The organism is Actinoplanes sp. NPDC051861 (assembly GCF_040681145.1).
Classification (GTDB): domain Bacteria; phylum Actinomycetota; class Actinomycetes; order Mycobacteriales; family Micromonosporaceae; genus Actinoplanes.
The window spans coordinates 224,477-243,203 of the sequence record NZ_JBFAYE010000003.1 but is presented as its reverse complement, the minus strand read 5'-3'; the positions used below and the strand labels follow the sequence as shown (position 1 = coordinate 243,203).

General features: G+C 71.6%; 11 protein-coding genes. 5 read left to right on the top strand and 6 right to left on the bottom strand.

All coding sequences use genetic code 11. The annotated features are described in order from the left end of the window. Positions 1-204: 204 nt before the first annotated feature. The 3 genes from AB0M02_RS11965 to AB0M02_RS11955 all read left to right on the top strand — a co-directional run bounded on the left by AB0M02_RS11965 (position 205) and on the right by AB0M02_RS11955 (position 3,605). A complete protein-coding gene (locus AB0M02_RS11965; RefSeq protein ID WP_364224949.1) occupies positions 205-1,416 on the top strand; it encodes an acyl-CoA dehydrogenase family protein in 1,212 nt (403 codons plus the stop codon). A gap of 9 nt (positions 1,417-1,425) precedes the next feature. Continuing rightward, positions 1,426-2,976 carry an AMP-binding protein gene (locus tag AB0M02_RS11960; RefSeq protein WP_364224947.1) on the top strand — a complete coding sequence of 517 codons (1,551 nt, stop codon included), beginning with the start codon at positions 1,426-1,428 and terminating at the stop codon, positions 2,974-2,976. A 110-nt stretch (positions 2,977-3,086) separates the two neighbouring features. Further along, positions 3,087-3,605 (top strand): DUF6879 family protein, encoded by a 519-nt coding sequence (locus AB0M02_RS11955; protein ID WP_364224945.1) that lies wholly within the window; start codon positions 3,087-3,089, stop codon positions 3,603-3,605. On the opposite strand, the gene AB0M02_RS11950 is transcribed toward AB0M02_RS11955, so the two are convergent. Together AB0M02_RS11950 and AB0M02_RS11945 are read right to left on the bottom strand one after the other, a co-directional pair. Next, positions 3,595-8,808, bottom strand: a complete 5,214-nt coding sequence (locus tag AB0M02_RS11950) for a DUF3320 domain-containing protein (RefSeq protein WP_364224943.1) — start codon at positions 8,806-8,808, stop codon at positions 3,595-3,597. The genes AB0M02_RS11955 and AB0M02_RS11950 overlap by 11 nt on opposite strands. Positions 8,809-8,875: 67 nt before the next feature. Next, positions 8,876-10,456, bottom strand: coding sequence for a bifunctional NAD(P)/FAD-dependent oxidoreductase/class I SAM-dependent methyltransferase (locus AB0M02_RS11945; RefSeq protein WP_364224941.1), 1,581 nt, complete (start codon positions 10,454-10,456; stop codon positions 8,876-8,878). A gap of 79 nt (positions 10,457-10,535) precedes the next feature. On the opposite strand from AB0M02_RS11945, the gene AB0M02_RS11940 reads away from it, so the two are divergent. Next, positions 10,536-11,120, top strand: coding sequence for an XRE family transcriptional regulator (locus AB0M02_RS11940; RefSeq protein WP_364224939.1), 585 nt, complete (start codon positions 10,536-10,538; stop codon positions 11,118-11,120). 9 nt (positions 11,121-11,129) lie between these two features. Here the strand turns inward: AB0M02_RS11940 and AB0M02_RS11935 are convergent, their stop codons facing one another. The 4 genes from AB0M02_RS11935 to AB0M02_RS11920 all read right to left on the bottom strand — a co-directional run bounded on the left by AB0M02_RS11935 (position 11,130) and on the right by AB0M02_RS11920 (position 15,990). Next, positions 11,130-12,071: a phosphoglycerate dehydrogenase gene (locus tag AB0M02_RS11935; protein ID WP_364224937.1), complete on the bottom strand. Its 942-nt coding sequence runs from the start codon at positions 12,069-12,071 to the stop codon at positions 11,130-11,132. Between the two features lie 66 nt (positions 12,072-12,137). Then, a complete protein-coding gene (locus tag AB0M02_RS11930) occupies positions 12,138-14,261 on the bottom strand; it encodes a PhoX family phosphatase (protein WP_364224935.1) in 2,124 nt (707 codons plus the stop codon). A gap of 99 nt (positions 14,262-14,360) precedes the next feature. Continuing rightward, on the bottom strand, positions 14,361-15,398 hold the full coding sequence (locus AB0M02_RS11925; RefSeq protein WP_364224933.1) for an aldehyde reductase: 1,038 nt from the start codon (positions 15,396-15,398) through the stop codon (positions 14,361-14,363). A gap of 58 nt (positions 15,399-15,456) precedes the next feature. Then, complete coding sequence (locus AB0M02_RS11920) at positions 15,457-15,990, bottom strand: TetR/AcrR family transcriptional regulator (protein WP_364224931.1); 534 nt, start codon at positions 15,988-15,990, stop codon at positions 15,457-15,459. A 218-nt stretch (positions 15,991-16,208) separates the two neighbouring features. On the opposite strand from AB0M02_RS11920, the gene AB0M02_RS11915 reads away from it, so the two are divergent. Further along, positions 16,209-18,722, top strand: a complete 2,514-nt coding sequence (locus AB0M02_RS11915; protein WP_364224929.1) for an alpha-L-arabinofuranosidase C-terminal domain-containing protein — start codon at positions 16,209-16,211, stop codon at positions 18,720-18,722. Positions 18,723-18,727: the final 5 nt, after the last annotated feature.

Here is an 18,727-nt window from a genome sequence, read left to right as displayed (position 1 = left end):
CACAGTTCCCGCCCTCCCAGGGGGCAGCCCCCTCGGACAGTGTGGCTTGGGTGGGGGATCTTGGGGGGTGGGGCTGTGGATGGTGCGTGAATGTGGATAAGTCTGGGACCCATCCACGATCGTCGACAACCCCTTGTCAGTGACGTGGGGCACTCCTAAAGTTACCGACGAGTTAACCCCGGCCGCCGGAAGGGCTGATCCGACGTGGAGTTCTGGCTCGACCTGAACGAGGAGCAACAGGATCTGCGTGCGTGGGTGCACGGTTTCGCCGAGTCGGTGATCCGTCCCGCCGCCGCTGAGTGGGACGAGCGTGAGGAAACCCCCTGGCCCATTCTGCAGGAGGCCGCGAAAGTCGGCCTGTACGGCTTCGAGTTCCTGGTCAACACCTGGTCGGACACGTCCGGCCTCAGCCTGCCGGTCGCCAACGAGGAGCTCTTCTGGGGTGACGGTGGCATCGGCATGGCGATCTCCGGCACGTCGCTGGCGGTCGCCGCGATCTACGGTTCGGGCACCCCGGAGCAGCTCGTCGAGTGGGTGCCGCAGTGTTTCGGTGACGAGGCCGATCCCAAGGTGGCCGCGTTCTGCAGCACCGAGCCGGAGGCGGGCTCGGATGTCGCGTCGATGAGGTCGCGGGCGGTCTACCAGGAGGCCACTGACGAGTGGGTGATCACCGGCCAGAAGGCGTACGCGACAAACGGCGGCATAGCCAACGTGCACGTGGTCACGGCGAGTGTCGATCCGTCGCTGGGGTCGCGCGGGCAGGCGGCGTTCGTCGTACCGCCGGGCACCGCGGGACTGGTCGGGACGAAGAAGCTGAAGAAGCTGGGTCTGCGGGCCTCGCACACCGCGGACGTCTTTCTTGACGACGTACGCGTACCGGGCAGCTGCCTCCTGGGCGGCAAGGAGGCCCTGGACCGCCGTCTCGCGCGCGCCCGGGAGGGGCAGCGCGCGGCGAAGCAGGCCGCGATGCGGACGTTCGAGTTGTCACGACCGGCGGTGGGCGCGCAGGCGCTCGGTATCGCGCGGGCGGCGTACGAGTACGCGCTGGAGTACGCGAAGACACGAGTGCAGTTCGGCCGCCCGATCATCGAGAACCAGGCGGTGGCGTTCGCGCTGGCCGACATGCGTACGGAGATCGACGCCGCCCGGCTGCTGGTGTGGCGAGCCGCGTGGATGGGACGCAACGACCGCCCGTTCGGCGCCGGTGAGGGTTCGATGTCGAAGTTGAAGGCCGGCGAGGTGGCCGTGACGGTGACCGAGAAGGCCGTGCAGATCCTCGGCGGCGCCGGTTATCTGCGGGAGCACCCGGTGGAGCGGATGTTCCGGGACGCCAAGATCTACACCATTTTCGAGGGCACCTCGGAGATCCAGCGGCTGGTGATCGCGCGGGCGATTTCGGGAGTGCAGATCAGGTAGGAGAGCAGCGTGGACCTGACCTTCATCGCGGCCACCATGGCCAAGCGCGGCCTGCTCGTGCCGGGCAACCCGGTTCGGGTGGTGCGGCAGTTCGGCGCGCTCGGCACCTGGGGTTTCGGCCTGGCCGGCGAGTTGCGGCAGGCCGCCGCCCGCAGCCCGGAGCGGGTTGCCGTGGTCGACGACGAGCGCCGGGTGACGTACGCCCAATTGCTCTCCCGCTCGGAGCGCCTGGCCCACGCCCTGCGGGCGACGGTGTCCCCCGGTGATCGGGTGGGTCTGCTCTGCCGCAACTCGGCCCGGATGATCGAGGCCCTGGTGGGCGTCGCCACGCTCGGCGCCGATCCCGTTCTGATCAACACCGGCCTCTCCGCCGAGCAGCTGAGGACCGTCGCCGAGGACCAGGACCTCAAGGCTCTGATCCACGATGACGAATTCGAGCAACAAATCGGACTGATAGGTGAAAAGTCCGAAAAGCTCAACGAACGCCGAGTCGCCGACCTGATCGCGGCCACCCCGCCGCAACCAGCGGAACCGCCGGAACGACCGGGCCGCACCATCGTCCTCACCTCGGGCACCACCGGAATACCCAAGGGCGCCCGTAGACCGACACCCGGCGGCTTCCGCCCACTGTGCTCGGTGATCGACCGGATCCCGCTGCGGGCCGGCGACCGCATCATGATCTCGGCACCCCTCTTCCACACCTGGGGATTCGCCGGCCTGCAGATCGCCCTGGCACTGCGCGCCACCGTAGTCCTGACCAGGAGATTCGACGCCGCCGCCACCCACGCCACACTCGCCGGGCGCCAGTGCGCCGCGCTCATCGCCGTACCCGTGATGCTCCAGCAGCTGATGGAACTCCCACCGCGAGAGAAGGCACCCGGCCTGCGCGTGGCCGCGGTGAGCGGCTCGGCCCTGCCGGGTGGCCTGGCCACCCGCTTCATGGACCGGTACGGCGACGTCCTCTACAACCTCTACGGCTCCACCGAGGCGTCCTGGGTCTCCATCGCCACCCCGGCCGACCTGCGCGCCGCCCCGAACACCGCGGGGAGACCTCCCTACGGCACGCGTGTCGCCGTGCTCGGCGACGACGGCAAGCCGGTGCCGGCGAACCAGGTCGGACGGCTGTTCGTGGTCAACGAGATGCTGTTCGAGGGCTACACCAACGACGCCGCCACCCGCATGTCCGACGGCCTGCTCGGCACCGGTGACCTGGGGCACGTCGACGAGCAGGGCCGGGTCTACGTGGACGGCCGCGAGGACGACATGATCGTCTCCGGTGGGGAGAACGTCTATCCGGGCGAGGTCGCCGACCTGCTCGCGGACCTGCCGCAGGTCCTGGACGTCGCGGTGATCGGCGTCGAGGACGACGAGTTCGGCCAGCGCCTGGCCGCCTATCTGGTGCTGCGTCCCGGCGAGCGCCTCGACGCGGAGGCGGTCCGCGAGCACGTGCGGCGGCACCGGGCCCGGTTCTGCGTGCCGCGCGACGTGGTGTTCCTGGACGCCCTTCCGCGCAACGCGACCGGCAAGGTGCTGGCCCGGGAGTTGCCGCGCAACGGCTGATCGAAGATTTTCTGCAAATTGCATGTTTCGGGGCTCGGACTGGACCTTGCGCACCCTCAGTGACCATTGTGATACGCGGTGTGCCATCCAGGTTTTGGGGAGGGCCCGGCATGCGGCTGTTGCTGAAGGGCGATTTCGACGATCTTTTTCGTACGTTCGACGAGTCGGCATTCCACCTGGAGGTGGCGGACGAGTATCACAGTCCGGAGGAGTCCGAGCCGATCCGCCGGTTCCTCGCCGGTGAGCCCGACGACTTCGCCTGGCAGAAACCCTGGCTCGAGGTGATCCGCGACGCCACCACGGCCGGGCGGACCGTACGGCGGCTGCGCGTCGTGACCGTGCCGCACGTGGACTACACCCGCTGGCTGCTGAGCATCTCGAGTCTCAACGTGGACGCCGGCGAGGAGATCCGCTGGCTGCCCCGGCACCTGGTGAACGGACTGCCGTCGACCACCGACGACTTCTGGCTCTTCGACGACGACCGGGTGGTGTTCACGCTGTTCGCGCCGGACGGGTCGTTCGCCGGTGGCGCGGAGACGCTGGACCCGGCGATCGTGGCGAACTGCGTGCGGATCCGCGACGGCCTCTGGCGCTCCGCGGTCCCGCACGCCGTCTACGTCACACTGTGAGCGTCCTGACGGCCGGCCGGTCCCGGTGCGGCAGCGTCGCCACGTCCGGCAGGTCGAGCAGATCGTCCGCCGGTGCCGCGATCAGCCCGTTCGGGTGCGCGATCAGCCGGCCGGCCGAGACCAGCTCGTCGAGCATACCGGCCAGCCGGGACGGGGCCGTCTTGCTACCGCCCCAGCCGAAGAGCCGCCCCGCCGCGGCGATCAGGTCCTCGCCCTCGACGAGCCCGGCGTCGAGCACCAGGTATTCGAGGGCCAGTTGCAGTTCCGCGTCGGCGACCTGCTCCGGTTTGCGGGTCACACCGTCGCCGGGCACCCGGACGGCCGGGAGCGGCGTACCGGCGGGCGTGATGAACGAGCCGTCGAAGCTCGCACTCGACGACCGGATGGCCGCCTCGACGGCGTTGCGGATCGGCTGCGTGACCCGGCTGATCGCCCAGCCCTCCCGGATCCGCTGGATCAGCGTCGACACGTGCACCGGGCCCTCCACCGCGGCGATCCGCTCGACGGTGCGTATCAGCAGGTCGCGGGCCACGTCGTCGTTGACCCGGGCGGCCACCGGCAGCGGTTCCACCTCGGCGCGCTCGTAGGGCAGGGCCCACTCGGGCGGCTGGGCGGGCCGGGCGGAGAGCAGTTCGGTGTCGGGCGCGGCGAAGACGTCCGGCGTGGCAAGGGCGTTCTCGACGGCCACGCGCAGGCGGGCCTCCTCGTCGGCGCGGTTCGCGTACCAGGCGGTGCTCCACACGCGGTGCAGGTGCCAGCCGAGGCCGTGCAGCACCTGGTCGTGGACCCGGTCGCGGTCACGGGCCACCGGGGACAGCTGGTAGCCGGGGCCGTCGCAGCGTACGCCGAGCGCGAACCGCCCGGAGTCGGAGTCGTCGGCGCGTACCCCCATCTCGACGCGGCATGAACCCACGCCCACCTGGGCCGTAACCGCATAGCCCCAGCCCGCGACCGTCTCGAGGACGCAGTCCTCGAAAGCCGTGCGGGAAAGAGCAGAAGCGGTGTGCGAAGAAGCGCCCTCGGCGTACTCGAGATACGCCGCCAGCCGCCGCTCCCCCTCACCACCGGGCTCCTCCCGCCGGCCGGCCGGGATGGCGGTGACCACCTCGACGCGCTGGCGGGCCCGCGTGATCGCCACATTGAGGCGGCGGGCACCGGTCGGCCCACCGGCCGCGCTCAGATCGGTGCCGGTGCAGAGAATGATGACGTCACGCTCGTCGCCCTGGACCGCCTCCGCGCATTTGACGAAGAAGTCCTTGACGAAGAAGTCGCTGTCCAAGAGGTCGGGACGGCCGGCGAGCGCGCTCTCGACCGCACCGGCGACCTCGTCGGCCTGCGCGGCCGTGAGCGTGACGACCCCGAGCGACAGGGTGGGCCGCGTGCTGAAGTGGTGGATCACCCGCTCCGCGACGTCGCCGGTGAACGACGCGACCCCGATGTCCGGGCCCGCCGGGTGCGCGCCCGGGAACGTGACGAGCCGCCCCTGGTAGAACGCGTCGTTCGCGAACCGGATCAGGCTCTCGTGCCGGCTGCGGTAGTGCCAGGTCAGCGGTAGCCGGGTGAACGCGCCGCAGTCGTTCGCCGCGACCAGCACCGACGAACGGTCCCCGGCAGGCGGCATCTGCGCGTCGTCGCCGACCACGATCAGGGAGGTCGCCCGGTACGCGCAGGCCACCGCGGCGGCCGGGGTCATCCGGGACGCCTCGTCGATGATCACGACGTCGAAGCGGGCCTGGTCGGGCAGCAGCCGGACGGCCGCGGCGGGCGGCATGACCAGGCACGGCTTGAGGGCGGCAACCGTGTCCCAGGTCTCGGCGAGCAGGTCGCGGACCGGCCGGTGACCGCTCTGCTTGGCGCCCTCGGCACGCAGCATGGCGGCCTGGCCCCCGGAGGTCACGGCCGGTCGGCGGGCGTTGACCGCCTCGATCACCGCGGCGGCCGCGTCCTGCAGCAGGTCGGCGTCGAGGCGCCGGAACTCGTCGACGAGGCCGGCGGGCGTTTCCAGGTCCCCGCTCATCTCGTCGATCCAGGCGCGGTAGACCGCCTTCTCGATCACGTCGCCGAGCCGGCCCGCCTCGATCGCGCGGTCGGCGCAGAAGTCGGCCACCGAGTCCAGGCCGAACTCGGCGAGCACCTCCCGCGCGGCCAGGTAGTCGAACCACTCGCGCTGCCCGTCCGCGTCGTCGCGCAGGTCCCGCAGCAGGTCCCGGGCGGTCTCGTAGCGGTCCAGCGCGGTGGCCAGCCGCACCTGCCGGGCCGGGCCGAAGGCCTCGATGATCCGCTGCCGGGCGTCCTGCCAGGCCTCGAAGTGCGGCGTCAGGTCGGTGGCCGCGGTGACCCCGGCCAGCGCCTGCACCTGGTCGTTGTTGAGGGCGGCGTCGACACCGGTGCGCAGCGTCCGGGCCCTGGCCGCCCAGTCGAGCATCTCGCCGGTCCGGCGCAGATCCGTGGCTCTCCCCCGGTACGCGCTGCCGAGCGCCGTCTCGATCCCGTGGTTCGCGGTGGCGAAGGCGGCCTCGGCGTCGAGGACCCGGCGGCGCGCCGCGAGCACCGTGGCCGCCTCGGCGACGTTCAGGTCCCGGCCGATCGCGTCGCCCAGCTGCTGCAGCAGGGCGGCCGTGTCGCGGAGCGGCCCGACCTGGGCACGCATCCACGCGACGGCGTCGTGCACGCTGCCCTGGCCCAGAGCGGGCCGCGCGGCCGGTTCCGGCTCGGGCCGCAGCGTGGCCCGCCAGTGCCGGAAAACGTCCCGCGCCTCGGCGACCACCCGCACCAGCGTGTCATCAGAGCGCGGGGACGAGACCAGCGCGGACACGTTGCCCAGCGCCTCCGGCGGGGTCACCCGCAGCGCCTCGTCGGCCGTCTGCAGCGCCCGCCCGATCGCCCGGAAGTCGGTGTCGAGGCGCCGCCAGTAGCTGCCGAGCAGTTCCGCGTGCTGCCGTTCCGCGGCCAGCATCCCCTCGTACGCCCGGCGCCACGCCACCGCCAGCCCGAGACCCGCGATCGCGTCCTCCACCGTGACGTCCGGCGCCGCGAGCCCGGCCACCGTCTCCTTGTCCCGCCGGTGCGGGGCGAGCAGCTTGCGGGCGCCCCGGTGCACGGTGGCGAACCGCTCGGCCAGCTCCTCGACCGGCGCGGTGAGCACGTCGTCGGTGAACAGTTCGCCCGCCTCGTCGCGGGCGGCGGCGACGGCGTCGACGTGCCGGCGCAGGGCCGCGGCGGCGCTGTGCACAGCGCTCTGCGCGCCCGGCGCGAACCAGGCCCGCTCCGGCCTGTCGGGGCGGGCGGCCAGCTCGGCGATCAGGTTCACCAGCTCCACGTCGGAGAAGGTGATCACCTCGGGCAGGCCGAGGCGGCCCGTCACCCGGTCCAGGTTGCGCTGCTGGTGCTCCAGTTCGTCGGCGTCCGCGGCGAACCGGCCGGCCAGCGACTTGGCCTCGGCGGCGGTGAGCGGCTCCAGGCGTACCGCGGGCGGGTCCAGCCTGGGCGGTTCGCCGAAGTCCTCGGCGGCGAGCGGCGCGGCGAGGGTCTCCCACGCGATGCCGAGCCGGGACTCGACCTGCTCGGTGGCCTGGCGCAGCGCCTTCACGTGCTCGGCCAGGTCGTCCGCTGCCTGCCGGGCGGGCCGCAGCGTGGGCGCGGTCAGCCACGGTTCCGGCACGTCGCCGGGGCGGGCGGCGGCGTGCGCGGCGATCTCGGAGAGGGCGTTGGCGTCGGCGGGCAGCCGCACGTGGAACGCGGCGGCCAGGGCGGTGTCCGGCGCGGCGGCCTCGGCCAGGTCCTCCAGGGTCAGCTGGGCCAGGAACAGGGCGTCGTCGAGCGACTCCCGTTCGACCACCTCCCGCCAGCGGAAACCACCGCGCTCCAGCGCCGGGCGCCAGGCGGAGGCCAGGCGGGCGGCGGCCTCACGGATCCGGTCCAGCGCGGCGTCGGTCAGGGCGGCGGGCTGGAAGGCGGGCACGGGTGCCTGCGGCACGCCGGCCAGCCGGGCGTGTTCCCCGATCACGTCGTGGATGCTGCGGCCGAGGGGCTCACGCTTGGCGTTGACATTTCGGGCGTACGCGTTGAGCTGCTCGCGCCGCTCCCGCAACGTCTCCCGGTCGGTCTCGTCCATCCGCGCGTCCGGCAGCGGGACCGCCTCCAGTGCCGCCGCCAGCGCGCTCGCGACCTGCTTGCGTGCGGCCCTCGGCCCGTGCAGCCCGAGCAGGTAGTTGCCCAGTCCCACCGCGGCCAGCCGCTGCTGGACGGCCTCCAGGGCGGCCGCCTTCTCGGAGACGAACAGCACCCGCTTCCCGGCGTGGGCGAGCGCGCCGATCATGGTGGCGATCGTCTGCGACTTGCCGGTTCCGGGCGGGCCGTCCACGACGAAACTGTGCCCCTCGAGGGCCGCCGAGACGCAGGCCCGCTGGCCGGCGTCGGCGTCGAGCACGAGCGGGACGTCGTCCGGCGGGGCGAGCACGTCGATCTCGTCCGGACCGATCGGCTCGAAGGCGAAGGCGCCCTCGGTGCCGTCGGCGAGCGCCCGGACCACCGGGTGCGCGGCGATCCGCTCCTCGTGCTCCAGCAGGTGCCGGCTGATCTCCTCGGCGGACGGGTCCAGGTGGGCCAGCACCACGATGTCGGCGGTGCGCCAGCCGGCCCGGCCCGCGATCACGGCGTCGACCTGCTGCCGGTACGCGCCCGGGTCGGCCACGGCCTGCGGCAGCGTGACGCCCAGCGGCCGGAGCCGGGTGGTCAGGGCCGGGTTGACGATCAGGTCGCCGCCGCCGGCGCGCAGTTTCGGCACCTCACCCGGGCCGAGGGCGACCAGGTCGACGGGGAGCAGCAGCAGCGGGCTGGCGTACCCGGTGCCGTCCCCGTCCTGCCAGTGCAGCAGGCCGATCGCCAGGTGCAGCACGTCGACACCGCGGTCGGCCTGCTCCTGGGCGGTGTGCCGGCGCAGCAGGCGCAGCAGCGGATGCAGGACGGCGCCGGGCAGCTCGGTGCGCAGGCTGCCCTTGCCGGTGCCGTCCAGGGCGCAGTCCCGGCCGTGCCGCAGTGCCTCCACGACGCCGGCCGGGCCGGGAGCGACGATCTCGACCAGGTCGGCGCCACCACGAGGAAGGTTGACGAGCCGGTTCGCCGCACCCGGCCCGGCGATTTCGTTCCGCCAGGCCGCGAGCGCCGCCCGGGCGTCCTCTCCGTCAGCATCATCCGGCCGCATGTGCCCATTCCAGCAAGGAGCCCGCTGTTATGGTGGCGATTCGCCCGGTTAAGGTCGCTTCCGGGCCTCAGAAGCGGCGGCGGGCGACCAAAACCGCGTCGTGGATCGTGATCGCGCGGCCCTCCGGGTCGGTGAACGGCCGCGGGCGGGCGTCGGCCGCCACGATCTCCCACCTCTCCGCGTCCAGCGTCGCGGCGATCTCCTCCGCCGTGAACAGCATCTCCGGGAAGTGCATCCGGCCGACCGTGGTGGCCAGGTCCTTCGGGTGGTGCCCGACGATCAGCAGGGTCCCGCCGGGTGCGACAGCGCCGGCCAGGCGGGCATACAGCTCCTGCCGCGCCTTCGGCACGAGATGCATGAAATGCGCGGAAACCAGATCGTACGAGTGCTCAGCCGGCGCTTGCGAGCGCAGATCAGCGTGGCTGAACGTGATCCGGTCCGCCACACCCTCGTCGGCCGCGTGCCCGGCCGCCCGGCTCAACGCGACGGTCGAGATGTCCACCGCCGTGACGTGCCAGCCCCGCTTCGCCAGCCACACCGCGTCCGCGCCCTCACCGGAGCCGACGTCGAGCGCCCGGCCGGCCGCCAGCGGTTCGGCCTCCGCCACGAGCTGCGGGTTGGGGCGGCCGCTCCAGATCGCGGGCCTGCTGCGGTACCGCTCCTCCCACGCCTGTTCCTCGAACATCGTGGCGATCCGCTCCCGGTACGCCGCGACCGCCAGCCGGGTGTCCTCGGCGATCAGGTCCAGGTTGACCGCCGCGGCCGCCGTCTGCCCGCCGGCCGCCGCGACCGCCACCGTGGCCGACAGGTTGGTGACGTTGCCGGCCACCCAGACGCCCGGCACCGCGGTGGCGCCCTGCTCGTCCGCGACGATCCGGCTGCCCATCACGTGCCCGTGCATCTCCACGTCCGCGAGCTTGAGGCCGAGCGACTCCAGCAGCGCCGAGCGCGCCACGAACCGCGGGCCGGCGACCAGGGCGTCGGCGGCCACCACGTCGCCGTTCTCCAGGCGTACCCCGGTCAGCCTGTCGTCGCTGACACGCACCGAGGCGATCCGCCCCGGGACGAGCGCGATACCCCTGGCCGCGAGTTCCTCGGCGTGCTCCGGCTCGGGTTCCGGGAGGCCGTTGAGCAGCAGGAGCACATGCGGGCTCAGCTGCCGCCACATCAGCGCCTGCAACCGGCTCAGGGGCCCGGCGGCCACCACAGCGATGCGCTGGTCACGCAGTTCCCAGCCGTGGCAGTACGGGCAGTGCGCCACGTCGCGCCCCCACCGCTCCCGCAGCCCCTCGATCTCCGGCAGCTCGTCCACCAGCCCCGTGGTCACCAGCAGCCGCCGCCCGCGGACCTCGCGCCCGCCGTCCAGCCGCACCCGGAACGACTCGCCGTCGCGCTCGGCCGACTCCGCCCGCCCGCTGAGGAACTCCGCCCCGTAGCCGGCGATCTCCGCGCGTCCCGCAGCGAGCAGTTCCGACGGCGGCTTCCCGTCGTGACCCAGCACGTTCTGCATGTGCGCCGCCGGAGCGTTGCGCGGCTCACCGTTGTCGACCACGAGCACCGACCGCCGTGACCGGGCGAGGGCCAGCGCCCCGCTCAGTCCGGCCGCGCCGCCACCGACCACCACCACGTCGTACGTCTTCTGCTCCACCGGTCTCCCCTTCCCATGCCGCCGCTTGCTCGCCCACCGTGCGCCCCGACCCGGAGAAGTGGCAACTATTGTTGCTGTTATGGCAAACGAATCGGAGACCGTGCTGGACGCCGTGGGGCCGAGGTTGCGCGAGTTGCGGCAGCGACGGGAGATCACCCTCGCCCAGCTGAGCGAGACCACCGGCATCTCGGTCAGCACGCTGTCCCGGCTGGAGTCCGGCACGCGCAAGCCGACGCTGGAGCTGCTGCTGCCGCTCGCCCGCGCCTACCAGGTCTCGCTCGACGAGCTCGTCGACGCTCCGGAGACCGGCGACCCGCGCGTGCGGGCCCGCCCGATCGAGCGCGGCGGCCGCACCTGGATCCCGCTCACCCGCCGGCCGGGCGGCCCGCAGGCGTTCAAGCAGATCCTGCCGCCCGATCCGGCCGGCTGTGACCTGGAACAGAAGGCCCATGAGGGGTACGAGTGGCTCTACGTGCTCTCCGGCCGGGTCCGCCTGGTCCTCGGCGAGCACGACATGATCCTGACGCCGGGCGAGGCCGCCGAGTTCGACACCCGGCTGCCGCACCTCATCCTCAACCCCGGCCCGGAGCCCGCCGAGATCATCAACATCTTCGGCCCGCAGGGCGAGCGCCTGCACGTGCGTGCCCGCTCCACCCCGCGCTGACTCAGCTTTTCAGCGCTCGATCACGTTCCGCAGGGGCCGGCCGTCCACGAAGGCCGCGAGGTTCTCGGTGAGCAGGTCCGACGCGCCCACCGGGCGGCCGCCGGCCGCATGCGGGGTGATCATGACGTTCTCCAGTTCCCAGAACCCGGAGTCGGCGGGAAGCGGCTCGGTCTCGAACACGTCCAGGGCGGCGCCCGCGATCCGGCCGTCGCGCAGCGCCCCGAGCAGCGCGGTCTCGTCGACGGTGGTCCCCCGGCCGACGTTCACCACCCACGCGTGCCGGGGCAGGTGGGACAGCACGTCGTCGTTGAGCACCCGGGCCGTGGCATCGGTGGCGGGCAGGATCGAGATCAGGACGTCGGTCCGGGGAAGCAGCTCGGGGAACGCCTCCTCGGTGACCACCGGGAAGCCCTGCCGGGTCCCGTGGCTGCGAGCCACACCGGTGACGTGCGCGCCGAGCGCGTGCAGCAGCGGCGCGAGCGTCGCGGCGATGCCGCCGAAGCCCCAGATGACCACGTTCGCCTCGCGCAGCGTGCGGAACGAGCCGGTCTCCCGCACCGGCTGCAGCCCGCCGAGCTCCTGCGCCCACCGGTGCTCCATCTGCGCGCGGACCAGCAGGTTCAGCCGCCTGGCGGCGGCCAGCACCAGAGCGAGAGTGTGCTCGGCGACGGTCCGGTCGTGCAGGCCCAGCCCGGCCGTGATCAGCACGCCGGGCGCGAAGCCGGCCTGCAGCACGACGTCGGGGCCGGCCGCGAGCGTCTGCACCCAGCGCACCTTGCCGAGGCGCCGCGCGGTCTGCGCGAGCACGTCGGCCGGGTTGCCCCAGACCACCAGGACGTCGGCGTCGGTGTGCTCGTCGGGCACCGGCCGGTGCACGTCGTAGACCACCGCCACCGCGCCGGGCGGCAGTTCCGGGTCGAGTTCCACGGTGTCGGGCAGCAGGACCTTCATCGCGCCAGGATGTCACGAGGCGGCCGCGGCGAGATCGCCGCGGCCGCCTCCTGGGACTGCTGACGGTCAGCTGCCGACCGGGCCGCCGTCGGTGCGCCAGGTCACGATGACCGCCGGCTTGGCGTAGTCGCCGTCCGGCCAGGTCGACGCGGGCTTGTCCACGGTCGCGCCGCTGATCTCGCCCGGGTGCTGGACCGCGACGAAGACCGAGCGGTCGTCGCCGGTGACGAACGGGCCGCAGGTCTCGGCGCCGCGCGGCACGGTGAGGAACTGCTTGAGGTGGCCGCGCTCCTTACCCTCGATCGCGGTGGCGAACAGGCCGTCGTTGCTGCCCAGCGCGTTGCCGTCGGTCGAGATCCAGAGGTTGCCGGCGCTGTCGAACGCGACGTTGTCCGGGCAGGAGATCGGCGAGACGGCCGACTTGTCGTACCCCGCGAAGTAGGTCGACGCGTCGTTCGGGTCGCCGCAGACGATCGGGAGCGACCACCTGAACGCGGTGCCGGTGTGGTCGCCGCAGTCCTCGACCAGCTCGAAGATGTGGCCGTGCCTGTTGGCGTTGCGCGGGTTGGCCTCGTCCGCCGGGGCGTTCGTGCCGACACCGCGGTTGGTGTTGTTGGTCATCGCCGCGTAGATCTTGCCGGTGCGCAGGCTCGGCTGCACGTCCTCCGGGCGGTCCATCTTGGTCGCGCCGACCGCGTCACCGGCGAGCCGGGTGAAGGTCAGCACGTCCGCCGCGGTCATGCCGGGCACGTAGGACTTGTTGCCCGAGACCAGCTTGATCCAGACGCCCTTGCCGTCGAACTTGCCGTCGGCCGGGAGCTTGCCGGTGCCGTCGATCTCGGTGGCCGGGCTGTCGCCGGTCACCTTGGCGACGTACAGCGTGCCGGACTCGAGCAGGGTCAGGTTGTGCCGGCGGGCGGCGTACGAGTCGCCCTTCATGAACTTCTTGTCGGAGACGAACTTGTACAGGTAGTCGAACCGCTCGTCGTCGCCCATGTACGCGACGACCCGGCCGTTGTCCGCGACGATGACGTTCGCGCCCTCGTGCTTGAAGCGGCCCATCGCGGTGTGCTTGCGCGGCGGCGCCTCCGGGTCGAACGGGTCGACCTCGACGATCCAGCCGAAGCGGTGCGCCTCGTTCGGGTTCTTGGCCAGGTCGAAGCGCTCCTGCGCCCGGTCCCACTTGCGCGAGCCGCTCGGGTAACGGGCGGTGGTGGAGATGCCGTACCGGGCCAGCTTCGGCTTGAGCTCCTCCGGAGCGCCGTCGCCGCCGACGAAGTACTGGTTGAAGTTCTCCTCGCCGGAGAGCACCGTGCCCCACGGGGTGACGCCGCCGGCGCAGTTGTTCAGGGTGCCGATGACCTTGCGCCCGGACGGGTCCGCCGCGGTGCGCAGGTACACGGAACCGGCCGCCGGGCCGGTCACCTTGAACTCGGTCTCCAGCGCGGTGATCCGCCGGTTGTACTGCAGGCGGCGGCTCTTGACCGGCTTCCACTGCCCGGTGCGCCCGACCCGCTCGAGCTCCACGACGGAGAGGCCGTGCGCCGCGATGGCGACCTTGACCTGCTCCACGGTCAGGTTGTCCAGGCTGGTGAAGCCCGGGAACATGAGCTCCTCGTTGGTGTACTCGTGGTTGACCACGAGCAGCGCCCGGTCGCTGCGGCCCGGGATCGGCAGCACGCCGACGAAGTCGTTGTTGTACCCGAACTGCTTCGACTGGGAGGCGGCGGTCTGGTTGGCGAGGTCGAACGCCGGCGCGCCGGCCTCCACCGCGTCGCCCCAGCGCAGCACGACGGAGGTCTGGTAACCGGCCGGGATGGTGACCTGGTCCAGAGTGTTCGGGGCGACCTTCTCGAAGGTCAGCTTGCCGGCCTTCGCGTGGTGCGGGTCCGGGTGGTGGTGGCCGCCGTGGCTCGGCAGGCCGGTCGCGACCGGCGCGGCGGCAGCGGGCCCCGCGGCCGCTGCCGCGGCACCGCCGAAGCCGAGCACCATCGCGCCGACGGCACCCGCGCGCACGACGCCGCGGCGGCTCATCTCGGCGTTGACGACGTCACCCAGGTACGGGTTCTCCGACTCGTTCGGCACGGGGTGGTCGCAGGCGTTGCCACAGCGGTAAAGACAGGTCATCGCGTCACGGCTGCCGCCACTGTGCCCCAGCAGCGGAAGCAGACGGCGAATCTTGTCGGACATCAAATCTCCTCGGTCTCACGTCACCGCACTCGATGACGGGCTGACCGGACGCTAAAAGCCCAGGTGTACGGCGACCCCCCGCCGAAGGTGTCGCACCCCTTAACGAGACATGAACGTCCGGCGATGCGCAAGCCCGAGCAGGCTCTCGGCCGTCTCGGCGATGGTGTCCTCGATCGGGCGGGCCGTCCAGCCGAGCAGCCGCTCGGCCTTCGCGGACGTCGCGGCGAGGTCGCGGCCCAGCAGCAGGCGCAGGGCACCGATCCGCGGATCGACCCGGGCCAGTCCACGCGCGACCCACAGCGGCATCTCCCGGCGCGGCACTTCGGCGGCCCGCTCGCCGAGCCGCTCGCGCAGGACCGCGGCGATGTCGCGCAGCCACAGACTGCGGCCGGCGGTGGCGATGAATCGCTCCCCCGCGGCGGCCGGCTCGGTCATCGCGAGCAGGTGCAGCGACGCCACGTCCCGCACGTCGACGTAGCCGGAGGCGAACTTCAGCATCGCCGGCATCGACCCGTCGAGCATGCGGGCGATGGCGGTGAGCGACGGCGAGTAGTCGGGGCCGAGGACCGGGCCGAGCACACCGGTCGGGTTGACCGTGGCCAGTTCGAGCCCGCGGCCCTCGCCGGCCACGAAGTCCCACGCGGCCCGCTCGGCCAGGGTCTTGGACCTCTGGTACGGCTGGACGCCCGCGTCCACATTCGTCCAGTCCCGCTCGGTGAAGGGGGTGTCGCGCGGCGGGTGCCCGTACGCGATCGCCCCGATCGCGGAGGTCATGACGACACGCCGCACGCCCGCGTCGCGAGCCGCGCGCAGCACCCGCAGCGTGCCGTCGACCGCCGGGCGGACCATCTCGTCGTCGTCGCGCGGCGGCCGGGTCAGGGTGGGCGACGCGACGTGCAGCACGTAGTCACAGTCGGCCGCCGCCTCGTGCCAGCCCTGGTCGCTGCCGAGGTCGGCGCGCATCACGCGCAGGCTCGCGCCGGGGTCGGCGCCGCCGCTGCGCAGCATCGCGCGGACCCTCGGCTCCTTGGCCAGGTCGCGCACGGTGGTGCGGACCGTGTGCCCGGCGCCGAGCAGCGCCAGCGTGCACCATCCGGCGATGTATCCCGATCCGCCGGTCACCAGTACGTCAGTCATGACTCGACGTTAACGGAGAGGTCTCCACTTGGTCAACGGGAAATGGAGAAGTCTCCGCTTAAGTGGCCGGCCGCACACCGAGACCGTCGAGGATCAGCGCCAGCATGGGCTGCGTCCGATCCGGGGCGGCGCGCCAGAGAGCACCGGTGAGCTGCAGGAAGTCGACGGGCTCGGCATCGGCGCGGATGCTGCCGTCACGCTTGCCGGCGTCGAGCAGCTCGGTGATCGCGGCGATCACCGGCTGGTAACTCCGCTCCGCGATCGTCCGGTGCGCGTCCGGGCTGAGGGCGGCACCGAGGGCGTGCTTCTGGCGCATCGCCTCCACCAGAGCGGTCGTCCAGCTCCGCAGCGCCTCCACCGGGGACATCCCGGCGAGCAGCCCGGTCACCGCGCCGCCCAGCCGGCCGATCTCCTCCTGGTAGATGTCCAGGATGAGCGCCTCGCGCGAGGGGTAGTTGCGGTACAGCGTGCCGGGGCCGACACCGGCCAGCTGCGCGATCCGGTTCATCGATATGTCGTCGTCGGTGGCGAACGCCTGGCGCGCGGCGGCCAGGATGCGTGCCCGATTCTCGCGGGCATCCGAGCGGACCATGCCCCTCCTCGTTTGCGGAGACCTCTCCACAACAATAGCTGCCGAGAATTGCAGCGCTGCAGGCGACGTGGCTGGTTAACGTTAACAAAGGGTTCTTTCCTGCTGCTACATCGACGCCTAGCTCTTGACAGATGCATCGATGTTTGCGTACACATTGCTGAGCTTCGTCCACCGGAAACAATCCCGTAACCCGTTGCACCCGCACCGGAGGACTCCTCATGCCCAGAATCCCGTACCGCCTGGCAGGCGCGGCCGCCGTCCTGGTCTCGCTGCCGCTCGCGGTCTCGCCGCCGGTGGCCGCGTCCGCCGTGGAGCCCGACTACACGATCACCGTGAACCCGGGCGCGACCGGCGCCGCCATTCCGAAGTCCATGTACGGCGTCTTCTTCGAGGACATCAACTACGCCGCCGACGGCGGCCTGTACGCCGAACTCGTCCGCAACCGCTCCTTCGAGTTCAACAGCACCGACGCGAGCGGCTACAACGGGCTCACCGCCTGGACGGCCACCGGCACCGGAGGGACCGCCACAGTCGTCAACGACGACCAGCGGCTCAACGAGCGCAACCGCAACTACCTGCGGCTCTCCCTGACCGGCCCGTCGTACGGCCTGACCAACGCCGGATACAACACCGGCCTCGCCGTGGCGAAGGGGGCGCGGTACGACTTCTCGGTCTGGGCGCGCGCCGACGCGGGCGTACCCCTGAAGGTCGCTCTGCAGACCTCGGACGGCACCGCGCTCGCCGACCCGATCACGGTCCCGGTCGCCGGTGACACGTGGAAGAAGTACACCGGCACGCTGCGCGCCACCGCCACCTCCGACGTCGCGCGGCTGAACGTGTCCGGCGGCGGCACCGCCACGCTGCGCCTCGACGAGGTGTCGCTGTTCCCGCGCGACACCTACAAGGGACGCAAGAACGGCCTGCGCAAGGATCTGGCCGAGAAGATCGCGGCGCTCGAGCCGGGCTTCGTGCGCTTCCCCGGCGGCTGCCTGGTCAACACCGGCAGCATGTATCCGTACGACGCGGCGAACAACTACCCGCGTGCCCGGGCCTACCAGTGGAAGGACACCGTCGGGCCGGTCGAGACGCGGGCCACCAACAAGAACTTCTGGGGCTACAACCAGAGCTACGGGCTCGGCTACTACGAGTACTTCCAGTTCTCCGAGGACATCGGCGCCATGGCGCTGCCGGTGGTGCCGGCGCTGGTGACCGGCTGCGGGCAGAACCGGGCCACCAACGACGAGGCGCTGCTGCAGAAGCACATCCAGGACACCCTGGACCTGATCGAGTTCGCGAACGGGCCGGTCACCACCACGTGGGGCAGGCTGCGCGCGGACATGGGACACCCGAAGCCGTTCGGGCTGACCCACGTCGGCGTCGGCAACGAGGAGAACCTGCCGAACGAGTTCTTCGCCAACTTCCTGAAGTTCCGGGACGCCATCAAGGCGAAGTACCCGGACATCACGGTGATCAGCAACTCGGGGCCGGACGACACCGGTGCGACGTTCGACAACCTGTGGGCCAAGAACCGGGCCGCGAACGTCGACATGGTCGACGAGCACTACTACAACAGCCCGTCGTGGTTCCTGCAGAACAACGCTCGCTATGACGCGTACGACCGCAACGGGCCGGAGGTGTTCCTCGGCGAGTACGCGTCGCTGGACAACAAGCTGTTCAACTCGCTCGCCGAGGCGGCGTACATGACCGGCCTGGAGCGCAACGCGGATGTCGTGAAGATGGCCTCGTACGCGCCGCTGCTGGCCAACATCGACAACGTGCAGTGGCGGCCGGACATGATCTGGTTCGACAACGACGAGTCGTGGGGCTCGACCAGCTACCAGGTGCAGAAGCTGTTCATGAACAACGTCGGCGACCGGGTGGTGCCGACCTCGGTCACCGGCGCCGTGGTCCAGCCGAAGCCGATCACCGGCGCCATCGGCCTGTCCACCTGGCGTACCGCGGCGGTCTACGACGACGTCAAGGTGACCCGCCCGGACGGCACGGTGCTGTTCAGCGACGACTTCAGCGACGGCGACGCCGACGGCTGGACCGCGGTGCAGCCGCGCGGCACGTGGACGGTCACCAACGGCGCGTACGCCCAGACCACCACGAACACCGAGGACACGATGGTCAAGGCGGCCACGATCGGCGAGTCCGACTACGACTACACGCTGAAGGCCACCAAGACCGCCGGCGACGAGGGCTTCCTGGTCGCGTTCGGCATCCAGGAGACCGGCCAGTTCTACTGGTGGAACCTGGGCGGCTGGAACAACACCCAGGGCGCGATCGAGAAGGGCATCACGTCCGCCAAGGAGCAGCTGCTCACCAAGCCGAACTCGGTCGTGACCGGGCAGACCTACGACCTGAGGATCCAGGTACGCGGCACGAAGGTCACGCTGTTCCTCGACGGTGTCGAGTGGGGCGGCTTCGACGACAACAAGGTGAGCGAGCCGTTCGCCCAGGTCGTCACCGAGGACGCGCGGAGCGGCGAGCTGATCGTCAAGGTGGTCAACGCCCAGGACAAGGCGGCCGTCACCCGCGTCGACCTGGGCCGCCGCAAGGTGTCCCGCAGCGCGCGGATGACCGTGATCACCGGCGACCCGGGTGAGCAGAACACCCGATCCGCCGAGCCGATCCTGCCGGTCACCTCGACGGTCAGCGGTATCGACTCGGCGTTCACCCGCGAGTTCCCGGCGAACTCGGTCACCTTCCTCCGTATCAAGACCCGATAGGTGGA

Excerpts from the sequence above, each read along its gene's own strand:
- AB0M02_RS11955 (WP_364224945.1), top strand. The coding sequence starts at position 3,087 with ATGCGGCTGTTGCTGAAGGGCGATTTCGACGATCTTTTTCGTACGTTC.
- AB0M02_RS11950 (WP_364224943.1), bottom strand. The coding sequence starts at position 8,808 with ATGCGGCCGGATGATGCTGACGGAGAGGACGCCCGGGCGGCGCTCGCG.
- AB0M02_RS11940 (WP_364224939.1), top strand. The coding sequence starts at position 10,536 with ATGGCAAACGAATCGGAGACCGTGCTGGACGCCGTGGGGCCGAGGTTG.
- AB0M02_RS11920 (WP_364224931.1), bottom strand. The coding sequence starts at position 15,990 with ATGGTCCGCTCGGATGCCCGCGAGAATCGGGCACGCATCCTGGCCGCC.
- AB0M02_RS11930 (WP_364224935.1), bottom strand. The coding sequence starts at position 14,261 with ATGTCCGACAAGATTCGCCGTCTGCTTCCGCTGCTGGGGCACAGTGGC.
- AB0M02_RS11915 (WP_364224929.1), top strand. The coding sequence starts at position 16,209 with ATGCCCAGAATCCCGTACCGCCTGGCAGGCGCGGCCGCCGTCCTGGTC.
- AB0M02_RS11925 (WP_364224933.1), bottom strand. The coding sequence starts at position 15,398 with ATGACTGACGTACTGGTGACCGGCGGATCGGGATACATCGCCGGATGG.
- AB0M02_RS11935 (WP_364224937.1), bottom strand. The coding sequence starts at position 12,071 with ATGAAGGTCCTGCTGCCCGACACCGTGGAACTCGACCCGGAACTGCCG.